The 18,175-nt window shown below is 49.1% G+C and carries 15 protein-coding genes; 5 read left to right on the plus strand and 10 right to left on the minus strand.

What is annotated here, in order from left to right; genetic code table 11:
* Positions 1-138: 138 nt before the first annotated feature.
* Together ACYVJM_RS12190 and ACYVJM_RS12195 are read right to left on the minus strand one after the other, a co-directional pair.
* On the minus strand, positions 139-1,074 hold the full coding sequence (locus ACYVJM_RS12190; protein ID WP_461148501.1) for an FKBP-type peptidyl-prolyl cis-trans isomerase: 936 nt from the start codon (positions 1,072-1,074) through the stop codon (positions 139-141).
* Between the two features lie 89 nt (positions 1,075-1,163).
* Positions 1,164-2,120 (minus strand): fasciclin domain-containing protein, encoded by a 957-nt coding sequence (locus ACYVJM_RS12195; protein ID WP_461148502.1) that lies wholly within the window; start codon positions 2,118-2,120, stop codon positions 1,164-1,166.
* Positions 2,121-2,346: 226 nt separating this feature from the next.
* Here ACYVJM_RS12195 and ACYVJM_RS12200 point away from each other — a divergent pair, with 226 nt between their 5' ends.
* The 5 genes from ACYVJM_RS12200 (at position 2,347) to ACYVJM_RS12220 (ending at position 9,053) form a co-directional block, all read left to right on the plus strand.
* Positions 2,347-3,084 (plus strand): isoprenyl transferase, encoded by a 738-nt coding sequence (locus ACYVJM_RS12200; RefSeq protein WP_461148503.1) that lies wholly within the window; start codon positions 2,347-2,349, stop codon positions 3,082-3,084.
* Between the two features lie 109 nt (positions 3,085-3,193).
* Complete coding sequence (gene bamA, locus ACYVJM_RS12205) at positions 3,194-5,794, plus strand: outer membrane protein assembly factor BamA (protein ID WP_461148504.1); 2,601 nt, start codon at positions 3,194-3,196, stop codon at positions 5,792-5,794.
* Positions 5,795-5,943: 149 nt separating this feature from the next.
* Positions 5,944-6,516, plus strand: coding sequence for an OmpH/Skp family outer membrane protein (locus ACYVJM_RS12210; protein ID WP_461148505.1), 573 nt, complete (start codon positions 5,944-5,946; stop codon positions 6,514-6,516).
* Positions 6,517-6,534: 18 nt separating this feature from the next.
* The gene (locus ACYVJM_RS12215) at positions 6,535-7,200 is read left to right on the plus strand and encodes an OmpH/Skp family outer membrane protein (protein WP_461148506.1); all 666 of its coding nucleotides are present in this window, start codon (positions 6,535-6,537) and stop codon (positions 7,198-7,200) included.
* A 266-nt stretch (positions 7,201-7,466) separates the two neighbouring features.
* Positions 7,467-9,053 carry a hypothetical protein gene (locus tag ACYVJM_RS12220; RefSeq protein WP_461148507.1) on the plus strand — a complete coding sequence of 529 codons (1,587 nt, stop codon included), beginning with the start codon at positions 7,467-7,469 and terminating at the stop codon, positions 9,051-9,053.
* 97 nt (positions 9,054-9,150) lie between these two features.
* Here ACYVJM_RS12220 and ACYVJM_RS12225 read toward each other — a convergent pair whose 3' ends face one another.
* The 8 genes from ACYVJM_RS12225 to ACYVJM_RS12260 all read right to left on the minus strand — a co-directional run bounded on the left by ACYVJM_RS12225 (position 9,151) and on the right by ACYVJM_RS12260 (position 18,125).
* Positions 9,151-10,023, minus strand: coding sequence for an aldose 1-epimerase family protein (locus ACYVJM_RS12225; protein ID WP_461148508.1), 873 nt, complete (start codon positions 10,021-10,023; stop codon positions 9,151-9,153).
* Between the two features lie 86 nt (positions 10,024-10,109).
* Complete coding sequence (rpsG, locus tag ACYVJM_RS12230; protein WP_012928933.1) at positions 10,110-10,577, minus strand: 30S ribosomal protein S7; 468 nt, start codon at positions 10,575-10,577, stop codon at positions 10,110-10,112.
* Between the two features lie 130 nt (positions 10,578-10,707).
* Positions 10,708-11,136 carry a 30S ribosomal protein S12 gene (gene rpsL / locus ACYVJM_RS12235; protein ID WP_046577394.1) on the minus strand — a complete coding sequence of 143 codons (429 nt, stop codon included), beginning with the start codon at positions 11,134-11,136 and terminating at the stop codon, positions 10,708-10,710.
* An 89-nt stretch (positions 11,137-11,225) separates the two neighbouring features.
* Complete coding sequence (locus ACYVJM_RS12240; protein ID WP_097127263.1) at positions 11,226-11,546, minus strand: DUF3467 domain-containing protein; 321 nt, start codon at positions 11,544-11,546, stop codon at positions 11,226-11,228.
* Positions 11,547-11,593: 47 nt separating this feature from the next.
* Positions 11,594-11,983, minus strand: coding sequence for a DUF4870 domain-containing protein (locus ACYVJM_RS12245; protein ID WP_461148509.1), 390 nt, complete (start codon positions 11,981-11,983; stop codon positions 11,594-11,596).
* A 152-nt stretch (positions 11,984-12,135) separates the two neighbouring features.
* Positions 12,136-13,365, minus strand: coding sequence for a TlpA disulfide reductase family protein (locus ACYVJM_RS12250; protein WP_461148510.1), 1,230 nt, complete (start codon positions 13,363-13,365; stop codon positions 12,136-12,138).
* A 92-nt stretch (positions 13,366-13,457) separates the two neighbouring features.
* Positions 13,458-16,907 (minus strand): pyruvate carboxylase, encoded by a 3,450-nt coding sequence (locus ACYVJM_RS12255; protein WP_461148511.1) that lies wholly within the window; start codon positions 16,905-16,907, stop codon positions 13,458-13,460.
* Positions 16,908-17,111: 204 nt separating this feature from the next.
* Positions 17,112-18,125 (minus strand): hypothetical protein, encoded by a 1,014-nt coding sequence (locus ACYVJM_RS12260; RefSeq protein WP_461148512.1) that lies wholly within the window; start codon positions 18,123-18,125, stop codon positions 17,112-17,114.
* Positions 18,126-18,175 lie beyond the last annotated feature (50 nt).

Consider the following 18,175-nt stretch of genomic DNA (forward strand, 5'->3'; position numbering starts at 1 on the left):
TATAGCCGGGTACATTACCCGGCAAAGGTAGTAAAGTGCCGGTGTTTCGTTGAATAAATGCCCCACAGTAGCCTTAATCCATAAAAAATGGTTTGTGCTGGCCAACACAAACCATTTGAATCCCGGAACATAAAGCGATTACTTCACAGACACGACTTCGAGATCGAAACTTAAGGGCGAGTAGGGCGGAATCACGTACATTTGATTCTGGGCCGCTCCCGTGGCCCCATACCCGAGCGACGACGGGAAAATAACGGTTGCCTTCTCGCCCACTCGAAGTTTAGATAGTCCCTCTTCAAAACCAGGTACATATTTCGATACGCCAACGGTTTTGGTATCGGTTCCGGTACCACCCGCAAAGCCGGTTGTAGCCCTTAGCAGTTTACCGGCAAAGTTTACCGTTATGGTTTGATTCGCCGTTGGGGTTGCGCCGGTTGGATTATCTTTCGTTTTAATGAAGCGCAACCCCGTCGTTGTTTTCTCAGTAACCACCAGCTTGTTGGCAGCTATGTAGTCGTCGATCTGCTGATCTTCGGTCCGTGCCCGACGCATGGTAACGTCGAACCGAACGGGTGAATTGGCAGGAACGGTGTTATCCGAGGAAGCCACATTACCAAAGGCAAGCAACGATGGCATGATCAGGATGGCGGATTCGCCCTCGTGCATTTTCTTGATGCCTTCCTCCAGACCTGACTTTAACGAACCGGCAAAAAATGGGAAGTAGGCAGATGTTTTTACATAGGCAGAATCCACTACTTTATCGGTAACGGCCGTCGTAGTGGTAACACCCGTATTACTCGGTCCATTCAACACATACAGCTTATAATTGAACTCAATTTCCTGACCATAGGTCGGTACGACTGTTGAGGAACTTGGTACGGTTGTCTGAAAAAAAAGACCGGAAGCCGATGTCGTTCCCGAAAGACCTTTACTGATCACATAATTGTTAATGTCGGCCTGATTAGCCTGAAAAATAGTGGCGGCATCGGCATTCGAGTCGATACTTTGTGGCTGGCAGGAGACCAGTCCGCCAATCAGCAACGCCCCCAAAATGGCAAAATGAAATGTACGCATGAAGAAGAGTATAACAAAGGAAACATAAATACTACGCCCATTGACCCTAAAACGTGGCAAAAGGTTGTATATCCTCTACTTTTTATCGATTAAGGGAGTAGTACCTGATCGATTATGTGAATCACGCCATTGGTCGCCGGTATGTTACCCTGCTTGACCGTGGCCGTTGTTGTGTTCTTGTTTCCCTTGATCGTGAGCAGGTTCGCCGTCGACAATACGGTCAGTCGGTTTCCGCTAAGTAACGTGTTCAATGTACCCGTTTGAAATTGGTTGGAAAAAGTAACACCGGATACCACATGGTAAAGCAGCAGATTTGTCAGCGTTTGTAGATTAACCGCATTTATGGCTGCAAGATCGGTATAACCCGCCGACCTGAAAGCCGCGTCGTTCGGTGCGAAAATAGTTACCAGATTGGTCGACGCATCGTTACTCAATGTGGCCAGTAACGTTGGATTGCTGGCAGCAACCCGATTCACGGCAGCCGTCAGCAGAGTCAGATTCGGATTGCTGCGAATGGCTGTTAGTAAGCTGCCAGCTGAAGGCGTTAACACTCGGTCAATACTGTGGATATACCCGTTCGCCACTTTAATATCGGCCTGAATCACCTGGGCGTTGTTAATAAAGACCCTGCCGTCCGACACTTTGTTGATGTAGGCAACACCTTTATCACCCGTTGTTACCGGATTGAGTCCGCCCGGAATTTCCGACGCCGATACGGGACCTTCCAGCGTATGGTACAATAAGATGGCCCGCACCTGCTCTTTCGATAAGGACGCGATGGTGGTTGGCGAACCATATCCGGCAGCCTGAAAAGCGGCATCGTTCGGCGCAAAAAGCGTCAGGTTACTTCCCTTCAGCAAATCGCCCATTTCTGCGTACGTCATGGCAGCCCGCAATACACTGAATTGCGTATCTTCCAGAATACGGTCTGTAACCGTTTGTGGTGTAGCAACGGTGTCGTCACTTTTTGTGCAGCCTGTTAAAACCATCAGTACCAGAAAAAGTACAGAAATGGAGCGGATACCTTTAAAAAAAACGGGGTTCATACGAAAGCAAATCGAGTTAATGAGCATCTGTACTTGAAAACGATGACGCTCAGTGTATAGTCTTTTCGACAAAGATACGGCAAGTGAGTGGGTAAGTGGTTAGTCGGGCAAGTACTAACTCATTGACTTATTAACTTATTGACTTACTAACTTATTGGCTTATCCGCTCACTAAAATTCCGTATCTTCGCGGTCTTGTTAACTTTTGTTAAAACTCCCCCATTGGGATGAAGGAACACATTGACCCGAGCAATCTGCCCCAGCACATAGCCGTTATCATGGACGGAAACGGGCGTTGGGCAAAACGGCAGGGCCTTGCCAGAGTATTTGGCCACAACAGCGCCATTAAGGCCGTACGGGAAGTAACGGAAGGATGCGCTGAATTGGGTGTAAAATACCTGACACTTTACGCTTTTTCGACCGAGAACTGGAACCGCCCCAAATATGAAGTAGACGCGTTGATGACGCTGCTGGTTCATACCATACGGGGGGAAATCAAAACGCTGATGGACAATAACGTACGGCTGGCAACCATTGGCCATACGGAAAGTCTGCCCGGCGACTGCCAGCGTGAGCTGGCCGAAGCCATGCGTGAGACAAGCCAGAACACCGGTTTAACGCTTATATTGGCGTTGAGTTATAGTGGGCGCTGGGAGATTCTGGAAGCAGCCAGGCAGCTGGCCGCCGATGTACGCGATGGTAAACTAACGCCGGATCAGATCGATGAAACCATGTTTGGCCAGCGTCTTTCCACAAAAGGTATACCTGATCCAGAGCTTATGATCCGCACCAGTGGCGAAATGCGCATCAGCAATTTTATGCTCTGGCAACTGGCTTACTCTGAGTTGTATATGCCTGATGTGCTCTGGCCCGATTTCCGTAAAGAACATTTGCATAAAGCCATAGTCAGTTATCAGCAGCGTGAACGGCGGTTTGGAAAAACCAGCGAACAATTGGTCAAGTAAGACAGGCGGGATAGTCTTTGCGTTAAAACCGGCAAAAAATGTAGGTACAGTCCAACCCTTTTGCCCGGCAGGGAGTCCTGACAATCAACAACATATTAGCTATTATAACTTGGAACACCGTATAAAATACCTAGTAGGAGCCGTTTGCCTGCTTGTCAGTCTGTTGCCTGCTCAGGCCTGGGCTCAGGTCCGTGTCGGCGTTGGTCGCGACGCCCCCCCCGCCCTGACAGAAACGAACGATCTGCTCAACTACGCCAACCCCAAAGAGTACGAAATTGCCGGGCTGAGCGTAACGGGAACCCGGTATCTGGACCCAAATTCGCTGGTTTCGCTCGGAGGCTTGAAAGTGGGGGACAAAATCCGCATTCCCGGCGAAGCCATCGGCTCATCGGTGCGAAAACTCATGGAGTCGGGTCTGCTGGACAACGTTGAGTTGTTTGCCACCAATTCCACTGACAACAAAGTGACCCTTATGTTTAAAGTGCTGGAGCGGCCCCGTCTTTACCGGGTTAGCTTCATGGGCATAAAAAAAGGTGAACAGGATAACCTGAAAGACAAAGTGAAGCTTAATTTGGGTAAGATCGTAACCAACACGATTATTAAAAACACCCAGATGGCCACTCGCAAATACTTTGTCGACAAGGGCTACCTGAACACCAAAGTAAAAATCACGACCATCCCCGACAGCACCCGCAACAACGCAACCATGCGCGTGCTGGTTGATAAAGGACAAAAAGTAAAGATTGCTAAAATCAACCTCGAAGGGGTTGAGGAAGTAGACGAATCGGCGGTGCGCATGAAAATGAAAGGCACCAAAGAACAACGGTTTGGCCGGTTATTTACGCCGTCAAAATTCGTCCCGAAAAAATACGAAGAGGATAAACAGAAGCTGATCGAGTATTACAACAAACTCGGCTATCGCGATGCCACTATCGAGAGCGACAGCGTCATTAACAACGGCGGTAACAGCAATACGATTACCATCAACATGAAGGTGAATGAGGGTCATCAGTATTACTACCGTAAGATCGACTTCTCGGGCAACTACCTGTACACCGCCGACCAGCTCCGCTCCGTATTGGGTATAACCAAAGGCGACGTATACAACCCGGAAGACCTGGACAAACGCCTGAATGGTAACCCAGGACAGGACTTGAGTTCACAGTATATGGATCTGGGGTATTTATATTACAACGCCCAGCCCATTGAGCGTGCTATTGAAGGTGACTCGATCGACCTTGAAATCCGTATTTTCGAGGGCAAACAGGCTACCATCAACAAGGTTATTCTGAACGGAAATACGAAAACCAGCGATCATGTGGTGATGCGTACCATCCGCACACTGCCCGGTCAGAAGTTTTCGAAAACGAACCTGATCCGTACCCAGCGCGAACTGTCGACGCTCGGCTACTTCGACCCGGAGAAAATCGGTATCAATCCCGTTCCGCAGAATGATGGAACCGTTGATATCGAATACACTGTAGAAGAAAAACCATCCGACCAGATCGAGTTATCGGGCGGCTGGGGCGGTTATGTAGGCTTCGTCGGTACCCTTGGCTTAACGTTCAATAACTTCTCAGCCCGCAACATTCCAAATTTGAAGGCATGGCGCCCACTGCCAGCCGGAGACGGTCAGCGAGTGCAAGTACGTTTTCAGGCGAACGGGTCTCAATACCAGGTGTACTCATTGTCGTTCACCGAACCCTGGTTAGGTGGCCGTAAGCCCAATGCGTTGTCGGTAAGTGCCAGCCATACGGTCTACCAGACCTTCTATGATCCGCTTAACCCGGCCAGTATTTACCAAAGCCTGAAGGGTCGCAAGCCCACCGGTTCCTACACCAATACGGCTGTTACCATTGGACTAGGACGGCAGTTAAAAGTCCCGGATGATTATTTCAGCTTAAGTAATTCGATCTCGTTCCAGCGGTATGACCTGAACAACCTCGATTTGTTCTACATCGGCTACAAGAACGGTATCTCGAACAACATCACATTCAATACAACGCTCTCGCGGAATAGTATCGATAACCCGCAGTTTCCGCGCGCCGGTTCGTCGTTTACGCTGAGCGGTTCGTTTACCCCTCCTTACTCGGCCTGGCGCACAACAACGACAACCGAGAAGCCTGAAGACAAATACAAGTTCGTGGAATACCACAAATGGATGTTTGACGCCAGCTGGTTCCAGACTGTTTTTGGTAAACTGGTGTTAAATACACGTGCTCACCTGGGCTTCCTGGGCAGCTATAATAAGCGCACCTCCATTGGCCCATTCGAGCGGTTTGTACTGGGTGGCTCAGGCTTGGCCGGGCAGGGTCAGTTTGCCCTGGCTCAGGACATTATCGGTCTTCGCGGCTACGATGACCGGAGCGTTTATACTGCCGATTATGACCGGGCTGTTGATGCACAGGCCCGTAGCCAGGGTGGTGTTGTGTACAATAAGTTTGTTGCTGAGTTACGTTACCCTGTTTCGCTGAACCCGTCGGCTACCATTTTCGTACTGACCTTCCTGGAGGCTGGTAACAACTGGGGAAGCTACAAGCAGTATAACCCATTTGACCTGAAACGGTCGGTTGGTTTCGGTGCACGTATCTTTATGCCCGCGTTCGGTTTGATTGGTATTGATTATGGCTATGGTTTCGACAAGATTCCGGGGGTAAAAGACAAGGCATCCGGTCAGTTCCACTTCACGATAGGGCAGCAGATTAGATAAGATTCAGGTAAATTAAACGTTTAGTAGATTTACAAAGCAGAAATGATATTTACGATTTAGTTCAGATCAGCCAGTTGTAAATCATCATTTCTGCTTAACAAATCCATTTGACAATCAATCACTTCCTGCAAATATTTGAGGCACAATCAATGAAGAAAGCCCTATTTTTCGTACTTTTGTGCGCCGTTTGGGCATCTACGCCCGCACAGGCGCAGAAATTTGGGTACGTAGATACTGAGTTCATTTTCGGTAAGATGCCCGAGTATCAGAAGGCATTAGGTGAGATTGACAAGTTTGCCGATAAGTGGTCCAAAGATATCCAGGACAAGTATGTCGAGATCGACAAATTGCAGAAAGCCTATCAGGCCGAAGAAATTCTGCTGACCGAAGACATGAAACGCGAGCGCTTACGCACCATTAGTGACAAAGAGCGGGAAGCAAGGGAGTACAACAACAAAGTATTCGGGTATCAGGGACTACTTTTCGAGAAAAAAAAGGAGTTGATGAAAGCTCCGATGGAGTTAGTGAACCGAGCCGTTGAAAAAGTGTGTTTGCAGAAAAAGCTGGACTTTATGTTCGACAAGGCGTCTGACTTTGTTATGCTTTACACGAACCCAAGGCACGATTATTCGGATTATGTAATGGAAGAATTAGGACTGGACATTAAACCAACGGCTACCAATAATAATCCAACCAATAACACAACCACAAAACCTAAGTAATACAAACAATAATTTGAGATGAAGAAAAACCTCGTCATTGCGTTTGCAGCAGCCCTGCTATTGGGTGGTTTAAACGCACAGGCTCAAGCCCAAACGACAACACCAGCTACGACAGCTTCTGCTGGTCCATTGAAGTTAGGCTATACCAACATCGACTACATCCTTTCGCAAACACCAGAAGCAAAAGATATTCAGAACCAGTTGACCATTCAACGTACGCAAGCTGATAACGAGATGAAGCGTATGAACAAAGAATTGGAAGACAAATACGAAGCTTATCAAAAGGGAGGTGCCCAGATGTCGGACGTAATCCGGAAAGACCGCGAAACCGAACTGCAGAGTCTTCAGACCCGCATTCAGGAATTCGGCCGGACGGCGGAGCAATCGCTGCAAACGAAATACCAGCAGTTGGTAAACCCGGTTGTGCAGAAAATTCAGAAAGGAATTGATGCCGTTGCTAAAGAAAATGGTTATCAATATGTGTTTAACCTGGATGCAGGTGCCAACACCATCCCCATTTTGCTGGTTGCTCCCGAAGAAAACAATATCACGGAGTTGGTGCTGAAAAAACTGGGTATCGATCCTGCCAAAGCCGCTGCTGCTTCTAAACCAGCAACGACTGGTGGTAGCGCTCCAGCAGCTGCCAAGCCTGCCGGTTCTACAGCTGCGCCAAAGAAAAACTAATATTTATAGCTGAGGGTCTTAACGAAAAATCGCTTCTTCAGAGATGGGGAAGCGATTTTTCGTTAAGACCCTCAGCTATATTACCAATACTGCTTCCAGTTAAGTATTCCTTAACCCTATTATTATTTCCCGGAGAAGTATAACTATTAAGCAGTTAAAAGGCTTTAACGCTAAGAAAAGTCTAAAAACTGGCTTATAAAGTGAACGGGACAAAATCTTAGGCTTATTTTTACGTTTTTCAAAACAGACCACCATTGAACGTCGTTATGAACCGAACTGCCGGTATACTAGCATGCCTGTTATCTGCAATTACCGTTGGTAGCATCCATGCGCAGGATTCTAAAGCACCCCAACTAATCTTACCAAATCAAGCCAACTGGAACGTTGTACATGAGGGCAGCACCGTTCGATTTGATCTGAAAGCCACCGGCGCTGCCACCGATACGCTCAGGTTTAGCTTTGGCAACGATAAGCAGGAAGGGATGCAACTCGACTCGCTGGGTCATTTTAGTTGGACACCCGGCTTTGACTTAGCAGACCGCATTCAAACGACAAAAACTTATCCCGTTAGCTTTGAGGTTCGGAATCAGTTTGGTCAAACGGCAACACAAAGTGTCGATTTTAAAGTAATTCATGTAAACCGTCCACCCGTGGTGGGCGAGCTACGGCCCTTTTATGTAAGCTACCGTACGCAGAATACCTATAAAATGGATTCGCAGGTAGTACGCGACGACGATGGTGACCCCATTGTTTTCATTCCTATTGCAGATCAGATGCCTGAAGGCAGTAAACTGACATCACAGGGGGAACTTACCTGGACTTTATCCTTAAATCAGTTCAATAAGTTAAAGCAGGCCCCGCAGTACATTGAGTTCTGGGTAGAAGACCAGCCTGCCAAAACGCGCACCAAAGGTCGTTTGAAAGTGGAAGTAACCGCCATGGACCTTCCTCCCGACATTGCAGTCATTCCTAAAGACACGTACTATAAACTAAAGGAGAACGCAACTGTAAACCTTAAGTTTTACCTCTCCGACCCAAACGGTGATGATGACATTGCAGCCTTTGGCTTTTTATCTGATAATCAGCAAATTCCCAAGACGGCACTGGTTAAAAATACCGATAACCAATACGAGTTCATCTGGCAGCCTGGTTATGATTTTGTTAAAGATCCTTACGACACCTTAGGGGTAAAAATTACATTCTACGTACTGGATAAAGCCCAGAACCGCGAAGAGCGTCGAATCAACTTCACGGTTATCAATACGATTAATGAGGCCGAGAAAGACCGGTATTATTATAACCAATACCGCCAATTACTGGTGCAGGCCTGGGGCCTTATTGAGCAGCTAAGCGATAAGGAAGAACAGCTTAAACACGACTATAAGAAAGCGAAAGGCGGAAAACGAAACCGCTCCGTTGCCAATGCTTCGCTGGGTGCTGTTACGGGCGTAACACCGGCCGTAACCGGATCGAGTACCAGCCAGCAGACCCAGAATAACGGACGGCTTATTTCGGCTGTGGGCGGTACCGCCGTGCTCACCATGGGCACGCTGGAAGCAACCGAAGTAATCGGTAAATCGATGAAAGATCTGCTCGACCGCTACAATTATGTGCTCGGAAAGCGGAGTGAACTGCAAAACAAAGGCGATGTCTTTGCCCGTGAATTTGCGCTGAAGTCAACCCGGCGTAATGGCGAGTTCATTAAGAAACTCGACGATTTCCGTAATTCGATGAGCCTGAGTGGTCTTGTTGCCCTGGAGCTGGATGCCAACTGGCAGAGTAAAAAAGAAGCTAACGACAAGGCATTGAAACGGATGTTCAAAGACTTCACTCCGCTGGAAGAAACTCAATAGCAGCACAATCTGCTTAATCATAAAGAAAGGCTGACACATGGTGAATTGTGTCAGCCTTTCTTACTTTTTGTCCCATCCGGATAGAGTTGATGAAAACTTATGCCACGGTAATGGTAAAAGCTGCTTCAAAGACTTTATCTGCGTCTACATGCTGGATAGCCTCCTTCTGCTCAATGGGTTTAGGCTCCCCTTCGCTATCGGCGCACCCCAGCCACGGTTCGATACAGACAAACGGAGCGCCCGGCTTCGCCCAAATGCCCAAATACGGAAAAGCCGGGTATTCGACCGATAATGTGTGGTTGTGCTTCTCGCTTCGGATGGTTACCCGGCGAGACGCCAGATTTTTGAATACCAGCGCGTCGGCATCAAACAAGTGTTTTGTTAAAGGCAACCGATTACCATTAATCATTGGAACGGGTTTGGTATCGCCGGTAAAATACCCATTTGCCGAAAGCATGTGCGTTTCCAGGGGCTCTGCTTTCTCAAACTCCAGAAAGTAATCCTCGTAGGCTTCTCCAGCCTTGAAGGGCACAGCGAAGGCGGGGTGTGCGCCTACCGAAAAGAAAATGGTCCGTTCGTCCTCATTGACGACCCGATATGTAACTGTCAGTCTAGGGCCCTCGATCTCATAGATAATCTGAAATTCGAACGCGTAGGGGAAATGCGCGCGGGTAGCTTCGCTCGACCGCAACGAGAAAATAGCATGCGTTCGGGTCGACTCCGTATTCTCGAAGACAGACTGCCGGGTAAAGCCATGCCGTTCCATCGGATAGGTCTTCCCGTCAATCAGCACCTGATTGTTCAGGCACCCGCCCACTACCGGAAACAGATTTGGCGCATGCCAGCCCCAAACAGTCGGATCGGCCTGCCAGAGATGCTCAACTCCCGATGACTTATGAAAGATAGAGGTCAGTTCGGCCCCTTTAGGCCGGATGGATACACGGAGATGGTCGTTTTCTAAAGTTGTCATACAGCTGAAAAACAACAAAAGCTACCCAATGTTGGATAGCTTTTGCAAAGGTAACGGCCATCGGGATTTTGGCCAGTTTTATTGGTTTAGAACCGGAAGTGAGAGAACGCCTTGTTGGCTTCAGCCATACGGTGCGTATCGTCCTTCTTTTTCACTGCTGCGCCTTCGCCTTTTGCGGCTGCAACGATTTCAGCGGCTAACCGGTCTACCATGGTTTTCTCACCACGTGAACGAGCATACTTAATAAGCCATTTCATGCCTACCGCGACTTTTCGGTCTGCCCGTACTTCGGTTGGCACCTGGAAGGTAGCTCCACCGACACGACGGCTTTTTACTTCAACTGATGGCATGACATTGTTCAATGCCTTTTTCCAGGTATCCAGACCACTTTCGCTGGTGCGCTTGGCAACCACATCGAGAGCGTCGTAGAAGATGGAGTACGCCAGGCTCTTCTTGCCTTCGTACATCAGGTTGTTTACAAATTTGGTTACGAGGACCTCTTTATACTTCGGGTCGGGTAATACGTAACGCTTGGGCGGTTTCGCCTTTCTCATGATTTCTTCAGATTTTTGATCTTACTCTGGACGCAGTCCTTCCAACGCCCAGTCAGTTATGATGTATGATGTCAGATATATGATATATGTCGTTGCGAATCCATCATACTTCCTACATCATAAACCATTCTTATTTTTTCTTTTTTGCTGGTGGTGCACCTTTGCCACCTTTTACTGGAGCCTGACCTGGTTTTGGCCGTTTAGCACCATATTTCGAACGGCTTTGCAGACGACCGCTTACGCCAGCCGTGTCCAGAGCACCCCGAACGATGTGGTAACGTACACCTGGCAGATCTTTAACCCGGCCACCACGAATCAGTACGATCGAGTGCTCCTGGAGGTTGTGACCTTCGCCCGGAATATAGGCGTTAACTTCTTTTTGGTTCGTCAGGCGAACCCGGGCAACTTTCCGAAGGGCCGAGTTCGGCTTCTTCGGCGTCGTTGTGTACACACGCGTACACACGCCCCGACGTTGTGGGCAAGAGTCCAAAGCAGGCGACTTCGACTTGTCGATCAGCTTTTCGCGGCCCTTACGCACGAGTTGTTGTATAGTAGGCATTCTTAGTTATGTTTACGAAAAAACAGTCTTCCCGAATTTTGAGGTGCAAAGATACGGAAAACTGTTTGAAAGCCAAAGGAATTATAGATTTACGCTTGACCTACCGGGCCGCCAAAGCCGCCCGCCGGAAAACGAAATTCATTAGGCTCGTTAATACCGCCATACGCTTCTTCAAAACGGCTGATATTTTCACGCAGCGCTTCTAAAAGACGCTTGGCATGTTCGGGAGTCAATATAATGCGTGCTTTAACTTTTGCTTTGGGAACGCCCGGCATTAACCGAATAAAATCCAGAATAAACTCACTGTTCGAGTGAGCGATCATAGCTAGATTGGCATATACACCTTCGGCGATCTCTTCGCTTAATTCGACGTCAATAGCGCCTTCAGGGTTTTGTTGGGGAGGGGTCATGCTCTGATATTTTAACAGCTGATAAGGGCCAACAATTAACAGATTCGTTACTTGATAAACCGTATGCTTAAAGGATAACGATAATGTTCGCCATTATTGGCTTTTACGGCCGCAATAATAGTGAAAACGAGCCATACCACACCGAGAATCCAGATGAGGAAAGCACCGATAAGAATGAACACCAGAAAAAAGGATATCATAAACGCTATGGCCATAGTTATCTGAAAATTAACGGCTTCCTTGCCGTGATAATCAATATAGGCCGATTTGTCCTTCTGTATTTGCCAGATTATAAGTGGCGCAACAACGCCCCCGACACCTGTGAAAAACCCTGTCAGAGCACTCAGATGAGTTAGCATGGCCCACATGCGGACATCCGATTCGCTCATGGGTACAGGCACGGGCGTATAATTTGGGTTAGGCGGTTGATTCTCCATGAGAAACAGCGGTTTATATGAATTAACAAGATCCAACAAAACTTTGATTGATACAACCTGCTCTTAAAACACCCGCTTCTTCCAGCTACTAATTCCTAAAAGACTATTACGTTCAGAAATTGCTTTCCCTGAGATATACCTACGTTTTCCGATTATTTCACCTTACCCGGCGTATTGTCTGAAGTCGTCTCATTGAGCAACTGGTCCATCTCGACATTGAACTCCTTAATAAACGCTTCGTAATACTGACCGGTGGCTGGCCCCGAGTAGCCGGTATGTACTTTAGCCACCTCGCCGTTACGCTTTACATAGATGGTGGTTGGATAAACCGACATCTCACTCAGGGCGGGCAAAACGGCTGATGCATGTTTTTCGTCGGCAATACCAGCAAAAAGCATGTCGTAACCGATCTGATAGCGTTTTTTAACGGTTTCGAGACGAGCTTTGGCAAAAACCGGGTCGTTTTTCACTTCAAAAGCCAGACCAATTATTTCGACACCCCGCTGCTTGTTGGCCTTGTACCAGGGTGCCAGGAAAGCGGCTTCGTCCATACAGTTGTGGCACCAGCTTCCCATCGTGGTCACGATTACCACCTTATTCTTGTATTTGGGGTCACTGAGTGATACAGGTTTGCCCGTAAACGCATCCGGAAACGTGAATGTAAAAGGAACTCCGTCCCTCATTTTTGTCAGACCGTAGGCGTCGGGCAAAGCCGCCTGTGCATTCCTGGTGCCTTTCAACGAACGTACCTGTCGGCTATTGACGAAGCTGCCGCTTAATTCATTGCCACTGATCTTACCGATAAACAACTGCGGGTTAGAGCCGTCGAACGCAGATAAGGCAAATTCATCACCCTGCACCGAGCCATCGTAGTAGCGCATATCTCCGCCGGTACTCAAAAAAGTACCCGTCAGTTTGCTGCCGTGCTGTTCGAATACGCCGATGAGTTTTATTTTTTCGTCGATAAGAATGTCCCATTTGCCATGCATGCTCACTACAGGAGCTACCGGATGCTCGGTGAACCGATACCGTTTTCCATGCTCCATCCGGAAAGGAACACCCGTTGTGGGCGCTTCCAGATGTTTGAACACGCCAGTCAGCGTTTTGGCGTTCTCAACCTTTGCCGCCAGCACCGTATTATACACATCGACCGGAATGAACAGCGAATCGCCACGCTGCATCACCTTCTTCAGTTCAAAGCGTTCGGTACCATTGAGCAGGTAAGCAGTTTTGCCTGTCAGCTCAAGATTAAACGGTGCCGTATGCCCGCCAGCCATTGCAAAGACACCTCGCCAGAAACCCGCCAGGGGTTTTACCTGAGCCTGTACGGCCAGGCAAATCAGGCACAGATAAATGATTGTCAGCAATTTTGTGTGTCGCATAGGAAGAGATATTACCAAGTGTCAAACAGTCAGAGGCTGTTTGTGAGTAAGAAACTTATACCCACAAGCAGCCTCTGACTGTTTGACACTTTTTACGCTAACTCAATCACGCAATCGTCCTGTTCAACGGTCGTGGCCTCTTTCAAAACGACTTTTGCCACTTTGCCTTCTCTCTGCGCAGCCACGATACTTTCCATTTTCATAGCTTCGATCACGAACAGCGGCTGATTTTTCTTGACAACGTCACCTTCTTTCACCAGAATCCGGGTCAGGCGACCTTGCAGGGGGGCGCCTACATCGCCCGCCTTGCTCACTTTAGTGTTCATCGCTTTCTCTACCTTCGAGGCCCGGTCGCGGACTTGAACCTGACGGCTCTGGCCATTGAGTTCGAAGGTGATGGTCCGCATACCGAACTCGTCGGGCTCCGATTTGAACAGCAACCGAACAAGAATGTTCTTTCCTTCTTCGATATTGATCAGAATCTCTTCGTTCTCCTTCAATCCGTAAAAGAACGCGGGTGTCGGGATAATGCTGACGTTACCGTACTGCACATTCGCCTTGTAGTATTCGTCATATACCTTTGGGTACATCTGGTACGACAGGTAATCGACAAATCCGTCGCACTGGGGGTACTTCTCCTGAAAGGTTTTGAAATCGGTGTCGAAATCAATCGGTTTCAGGTGCTCGTTCGGGCGGCCAGTAATGGGCTCCTCCCCTTTCAACACGACCTTTTGAATAGCCTCCGGGAAACCACCAACGGGCTGACCCAGGATTCCTTTCATCAGCTCTTTCACCGATTCCGGGAAGGACAACGAATCGCCACGCGTCAGCACGTCGTTGGCCGTCAGGTTATTGGCCGTCATGAAGATAGCCATATCGCCCACCACTTTCGAGGATGGCGTCACTTTCACAATGTCGCCGAAGAGCTGGTTGGCTACCGAGTAGTTCTTTTTAAGCGTCTCGAACTTATCGCCCAGACCGGTGGCGATGGCCTGTGGTTTCAGGTTCGAGTACTGCCCGCCCGGTATTTCGTTTTCGTACACCTCCGCGCTGCCCGCCTTCATACCCGACTCAAAGGGGTAATAGTACTCCCGAACATCTTCCCAATAGTTCGAATAGGCATTTAACGACGACAGGTCCGTTTTGCACTCCCGCTCGTGGCCCTGCATCATAGCCACAACGGAGTTGAAATTCGGCTGTGAGGTCAGGCCCGACAGCGCCCCAAGGGCACAATCGACAATATCGACACCGGCATCAATAGCCTTCAGATACGAAGCCGCCTGAATGCCGGGTGTGTCGTGCGTATGCAAGTGAACCGGAATACTCACGGCCTGCTTCAGTTCGCGAACCAGCACATCTGCAGCCAGTGGTTTGAGCAAACCGGCCATGTCTTTAATAGCCAGCAGGTGCGCGCCTTCGTCTTCCAGTTGACGCGCCATATCCAGATAGTATTGGAGGGTGTATTTCTTCTGGTTCGGGTCCAGCAAATCGCCGGTATAGCAAATGGCCGCTTCGCACAGCGCATCAGTCCGTTCACGGACGGCCCGCATACTCACTTTCATGGCTTCGACCCAGTTGAGCGAGTCGAAAATCCGGAAAACATCGATACCCGTTTCCCATGATTGCTCCACGAACTTCTCGATCAGATTGTCGGGATAAGCCGAATAGCCAACCGCGTTGGAACCCCGGAACAGCATTTGCAGCAGCATGTTCGGCATGGCTTCGCGCAGGGCAGCCAGCCGTTTCCACGGACTTTCGTACAGGAAGCGCATCGACACGTCGAAGGTAGCGCCACCCCAGACTTCCATTGAAAACAGCTCCGGGTGGTTCTTGGCGAACCCTTCGGCTACTTTCTGCAAATCCTGCGTTCGTACGCGGGTTGCGAGTAAGGATTGATGGCCGTCGCGGAATGTTGTGTCCGTGTACAGTATACTTTTCTGATCGAGTACCCATTTCACAAAGTTCTCACGACCCAGTTCCTTTAGCCGATCGCGATTACCCGCCGGATAGGCACTGTATGTATCAAAGTTGGGAACAACGGGGGTACGGAAAATTTTGCTATCGTCCTTCTTTTTAACTTCCGGATTGCCATTGACAATTACTTCAGCCAGGTAGTTAAGTACCCGCGTCGAGCGGTCCTGCGGTTTGCGAAAGTTGAACAGTTCGGGATGGGTTTCGATGAACGATACCCGCGCTTCACCCCGCTGAAAAACCGGGTGACTAATCACGTTCAGCAGAAAGCCGATATTGGTTTTAACACCCCGAATCCGGAACTCGACCAGTGCCCGCGTCAGTCGCTGGGTAGCGCCCTTGAGCGTCCGTCCCCGCGCCGATACTTTCACGATCATGGAATCGAAGTAAGGCGAGATTTTCATGCCCGCATAGCTGCTGCCTTCATCGAGTCGGATACCGAAACCGGCCGCATTCCGGTAGGCCGTTATCGTACCAAAATCGGGTTTGAAACCGTTAGCGGGATCTTCGGTCGTGATCCGGCACTGGATAGCGTAGCCGTTAAGAGGCACGTCATCCTGGTGATTGATATAAATACCGTTATCGGAAAGCTGGTACCCCATCGCAATCAGAATCTGCGTTCTGACAATGTCGATACCCGTTACCTCTTCGGTAATGGTGTGCTCAACCTGAATCCGGGGGTTAACCTCAATGAAGTAGATATTTTCGGCTTTGTCGACCAGAAATTCGACCGTACCGGCATTGGAGTAATTCACCGCCCGACCCAGTTGCAGGGCGTAGGCATAGAGTTTATCTTTCGTTTCCTGTTTGAGCCCGAAAGAGGGAGCGACTTCAACCACCTTCTGAAACCGTCTCTGCACGGAGCAGTCACGTTCGTAGAGGTGAACGATGTTGCCGTGCTGATCGCCGAGTAGCTGAACCTCAATGTGCTTGGGTTCTTCAATGAATTTTTCGAGGAAGATCGTATCGTCGCCAAAGGCGTTACGGGCTTCGTTTTTGGCTTCGGCAAAGGCTTTCTCAAACTCTTCGGCCTGCCGTACTACACGCATACCGCGTCCACCCCCTCCGGCAGCGGCTTTCACCATGACGGGAAAACCAATTCGCTTCGCTTCAGTGAGGGCAAACTCCGGCGACATATTTTCCTCCCGCGAATCGGGAATGAGCGGTACACCGGCACTGGTCGCCAGGTTTTTGGCGCGCACTTTATCGCCCAGCGCATCCATGGCTTCCGGCGATGGCCCTACGAAAATGATACCCTCTTCGCGGCATCGACGGGCCAACTTTACATTTTCCGATAGGAATCCGTAACCAGGATGAATGGCATCGACCTTGTGGCGTTTAGCGAGGAGAACAATGCCTTCAACATCCAGATATGGCTTCAGCGGGTCTTCATCACGACCAATCTGGTACGCTTCATCGGCCTTGTATCGGTGAAGCGAATACCGGTCTTCGTAGGTGTACACGGCAACGGTTGTGATGCCAAGCTCAGTGGCTGCCCGCATGATACGGATGGCGATTTCGCCCCGGTTGGCGACGAGCAAACGTTTAATGGGTCGGATGTACTCTTTCATGATTCTCAACAAAAGCGGCTTCAGGCTATACAAGTGCCAAATAACATAGCAAGATTGTTGAAAATTTTGAAATAATTACCCTCCCCTCTATAATCCTTGGAGAAGATAGTTTTTTCCGGGAATATTGCAGAAACTGATAAAGTGGTATCTCGCCTACGAGAAGTCTATTTATTCTATAAACATATTAAATTTCCGTATCTCACCTCACCGATAGCGCTTCAGCCACTGCTTAAGCACGCTTAGATCGGCCAGGGCTTTCAGGTCGTTTTTCAACTGTTTCGTATCCCGCTTGAGTTGACCCATATCGCTGTTAAGACTGATATCGAAGCCAACCAGCGAACCCGCCGTAAACTTGGATTTCCCCGTCATACGCGCCAGTTGTTTCTGCAAGGCGATCAGTTCGTCGTCAAGCTCCTGTGCCTGCTGCCGCAGGATTTTATTGTAATAATTGAGCTGACTTTCGGCCAGTGATGTCAGGTGAGCCTGATCGATTCGTTCGAATTCGAGTTGCAGCCGAAACAGGGCGAGTAGATCACTTTTTTCATAGGCGGCAATGACCCGGTGCATGATTTCGGTTTTGCGCACCTTTTCGGCCTCGTCCGGTTCGCGGTCGGGATGAAACGCCTTTACGAGATCCATGTACAGGGTCCGAACGGCTTTGGTGGTGTTCTGCTCATCGGCTTTCTTTTTGGCCTCACGCGCCAACCGTTTCTCCGACTTGGGCCTGCTGGCCCGTTGCCGCTGGCGTTCGGCTTCGGCGGCTTCCTGAGCGGCTATGCTGTCCGACTCGTACCCGGAATCATCGCCCTCTGTCCATGTCGCCAGTTGCTGGTCGGACTCATCGAAGTCGGACGTTTTATATTTGGCATAAATGGGCTCCAGACTATCGACATCGTATTGAAAAATCAGGTCGGACGCGATGGTTCGAATCAGGTCAGCCAGTTTTTTCTGTTCTGCTCTTGTGATGTCGTCATGCTCATACGCCCGGTCGAACAGCCGAACCAGATTAACCCGTAACAGAATATACTGATCGACAAGCGGTTGGTATTCGGCCTGCAGCCGCTGGTAGATGTAGTCCGAAGCCTCCCGCAGTTGGCTTAGTTCAGCCGTCGTTTCTTCTATTTTCTGCGTTAACCGATTAAATTCCTTCTGCGACTTCGAGAGCGAGTTGCTGTCGGTACCAATTCGGACGAGTTGGTGCTGAGGGGGTTGATTCATTCTTTCTATTTACTGAATACATTAAAAGGTTGAGCGTGAGCGATCAGAAA

The sequence above is a fragment of the Spirosoma pulveris genome (assembly GCF_054781875.1).

Coding starts and splice junctions, on each gene's coding strand:
- ACYVJM_RS12190 (WP_461148501.1), bottom strand. CDS start 1,074: ATGCGTACATTTCATTTTGCCATTTTGGGGGCGTTGCTGATTGGCGGA.
- ACYVJM_RS12195 (WP_461148502.1), bottom strand. CDS start 2,120: ATGAACCCCGTTTTTTTTAAAGGTATCCGCTCCATTTCTGTACTTTTT.
- ACYVJM_RS12200 (WP_461148503.1), top strand. CDS start 2,347: ATGAAGGAACACATTGACCCGAGCAATCTGCCCCAGCACATAGCCGTT.
- ACYVJM_RS12210 (WP_461148505.1), top strand. CDS start 5,944: ATGAAGAAAGCCCTATTTTTCGTACTTTTGTGCGCCGTTTGGGCATCT.
- ACYVJM_RS12215 (WP_461148506.1), top strand. CDS start 6,535: ATGAAGAAAAACCTCGTCATTGCGTTTGCAGCAGCCCTGCTATTGGGT.
- ACYVJM_RS12220 (WP_461148507.1), top strand. CDS start 7,467: ATGAACCGAACTGCCGGTATACTAGCATGCCTGTTATCTGCAATTACC.
- ACYVJM_RS12225 (WP_461148508.1), bottom strand. CDS start 10,023: ATGACAACTTTAGAAAACGACCATCTCCGTGTATCCATCCGGCCTAAA.
- rpsG (WP_012928933.1), bottom strand. CDS start 10,577: ATGAGAAAGGCGAAACCGCCCAAGCGTTACGTATTACCCGACCCGAAG.
- rpsL (WP_046577394.1), bottom strand. CDS start 11,136: ATGCCTACTATACAACAACTCGTGCGTAAGGGCCGCGAAAAGCTGATC.
- ACYVJM_RS12240 (WP_097127263.1), bottom strand. CDS start 11,546: ATGACCCCTCCCCAACAAAACCCTGAAGGCGCTATTGACGTCGAATTA.
- ACYVJM_RS12245 (WP_461148509.1), bottom strand. CDS start 11,983: ATGGAGAATCAACCGCCTAACCCAAATTATACGCCCGTGCCTGTACCC.
- ACYVJM_RS12250 (WP_461148510.1), bottom strand. CDS start 13,365: ATGCGACACACAAAATTGCTGACAATCATTTATCTGTGCCTGATTTGC.
- ACYVJM_RS12255 (WP_461148511.1), bottom strand. CDS start 16,907: ATGAAAGAGTACATCCGACCCATTAAACGTTTGCTCGTCGCCAACCGG.
- ACYVJM_RS12260 (WP_461148512.1), bottom strand. CDS start 18,125: ATGAATCAACCCCCTCAGCACCAACTCGTCCGAATTGGTACCGACAGC.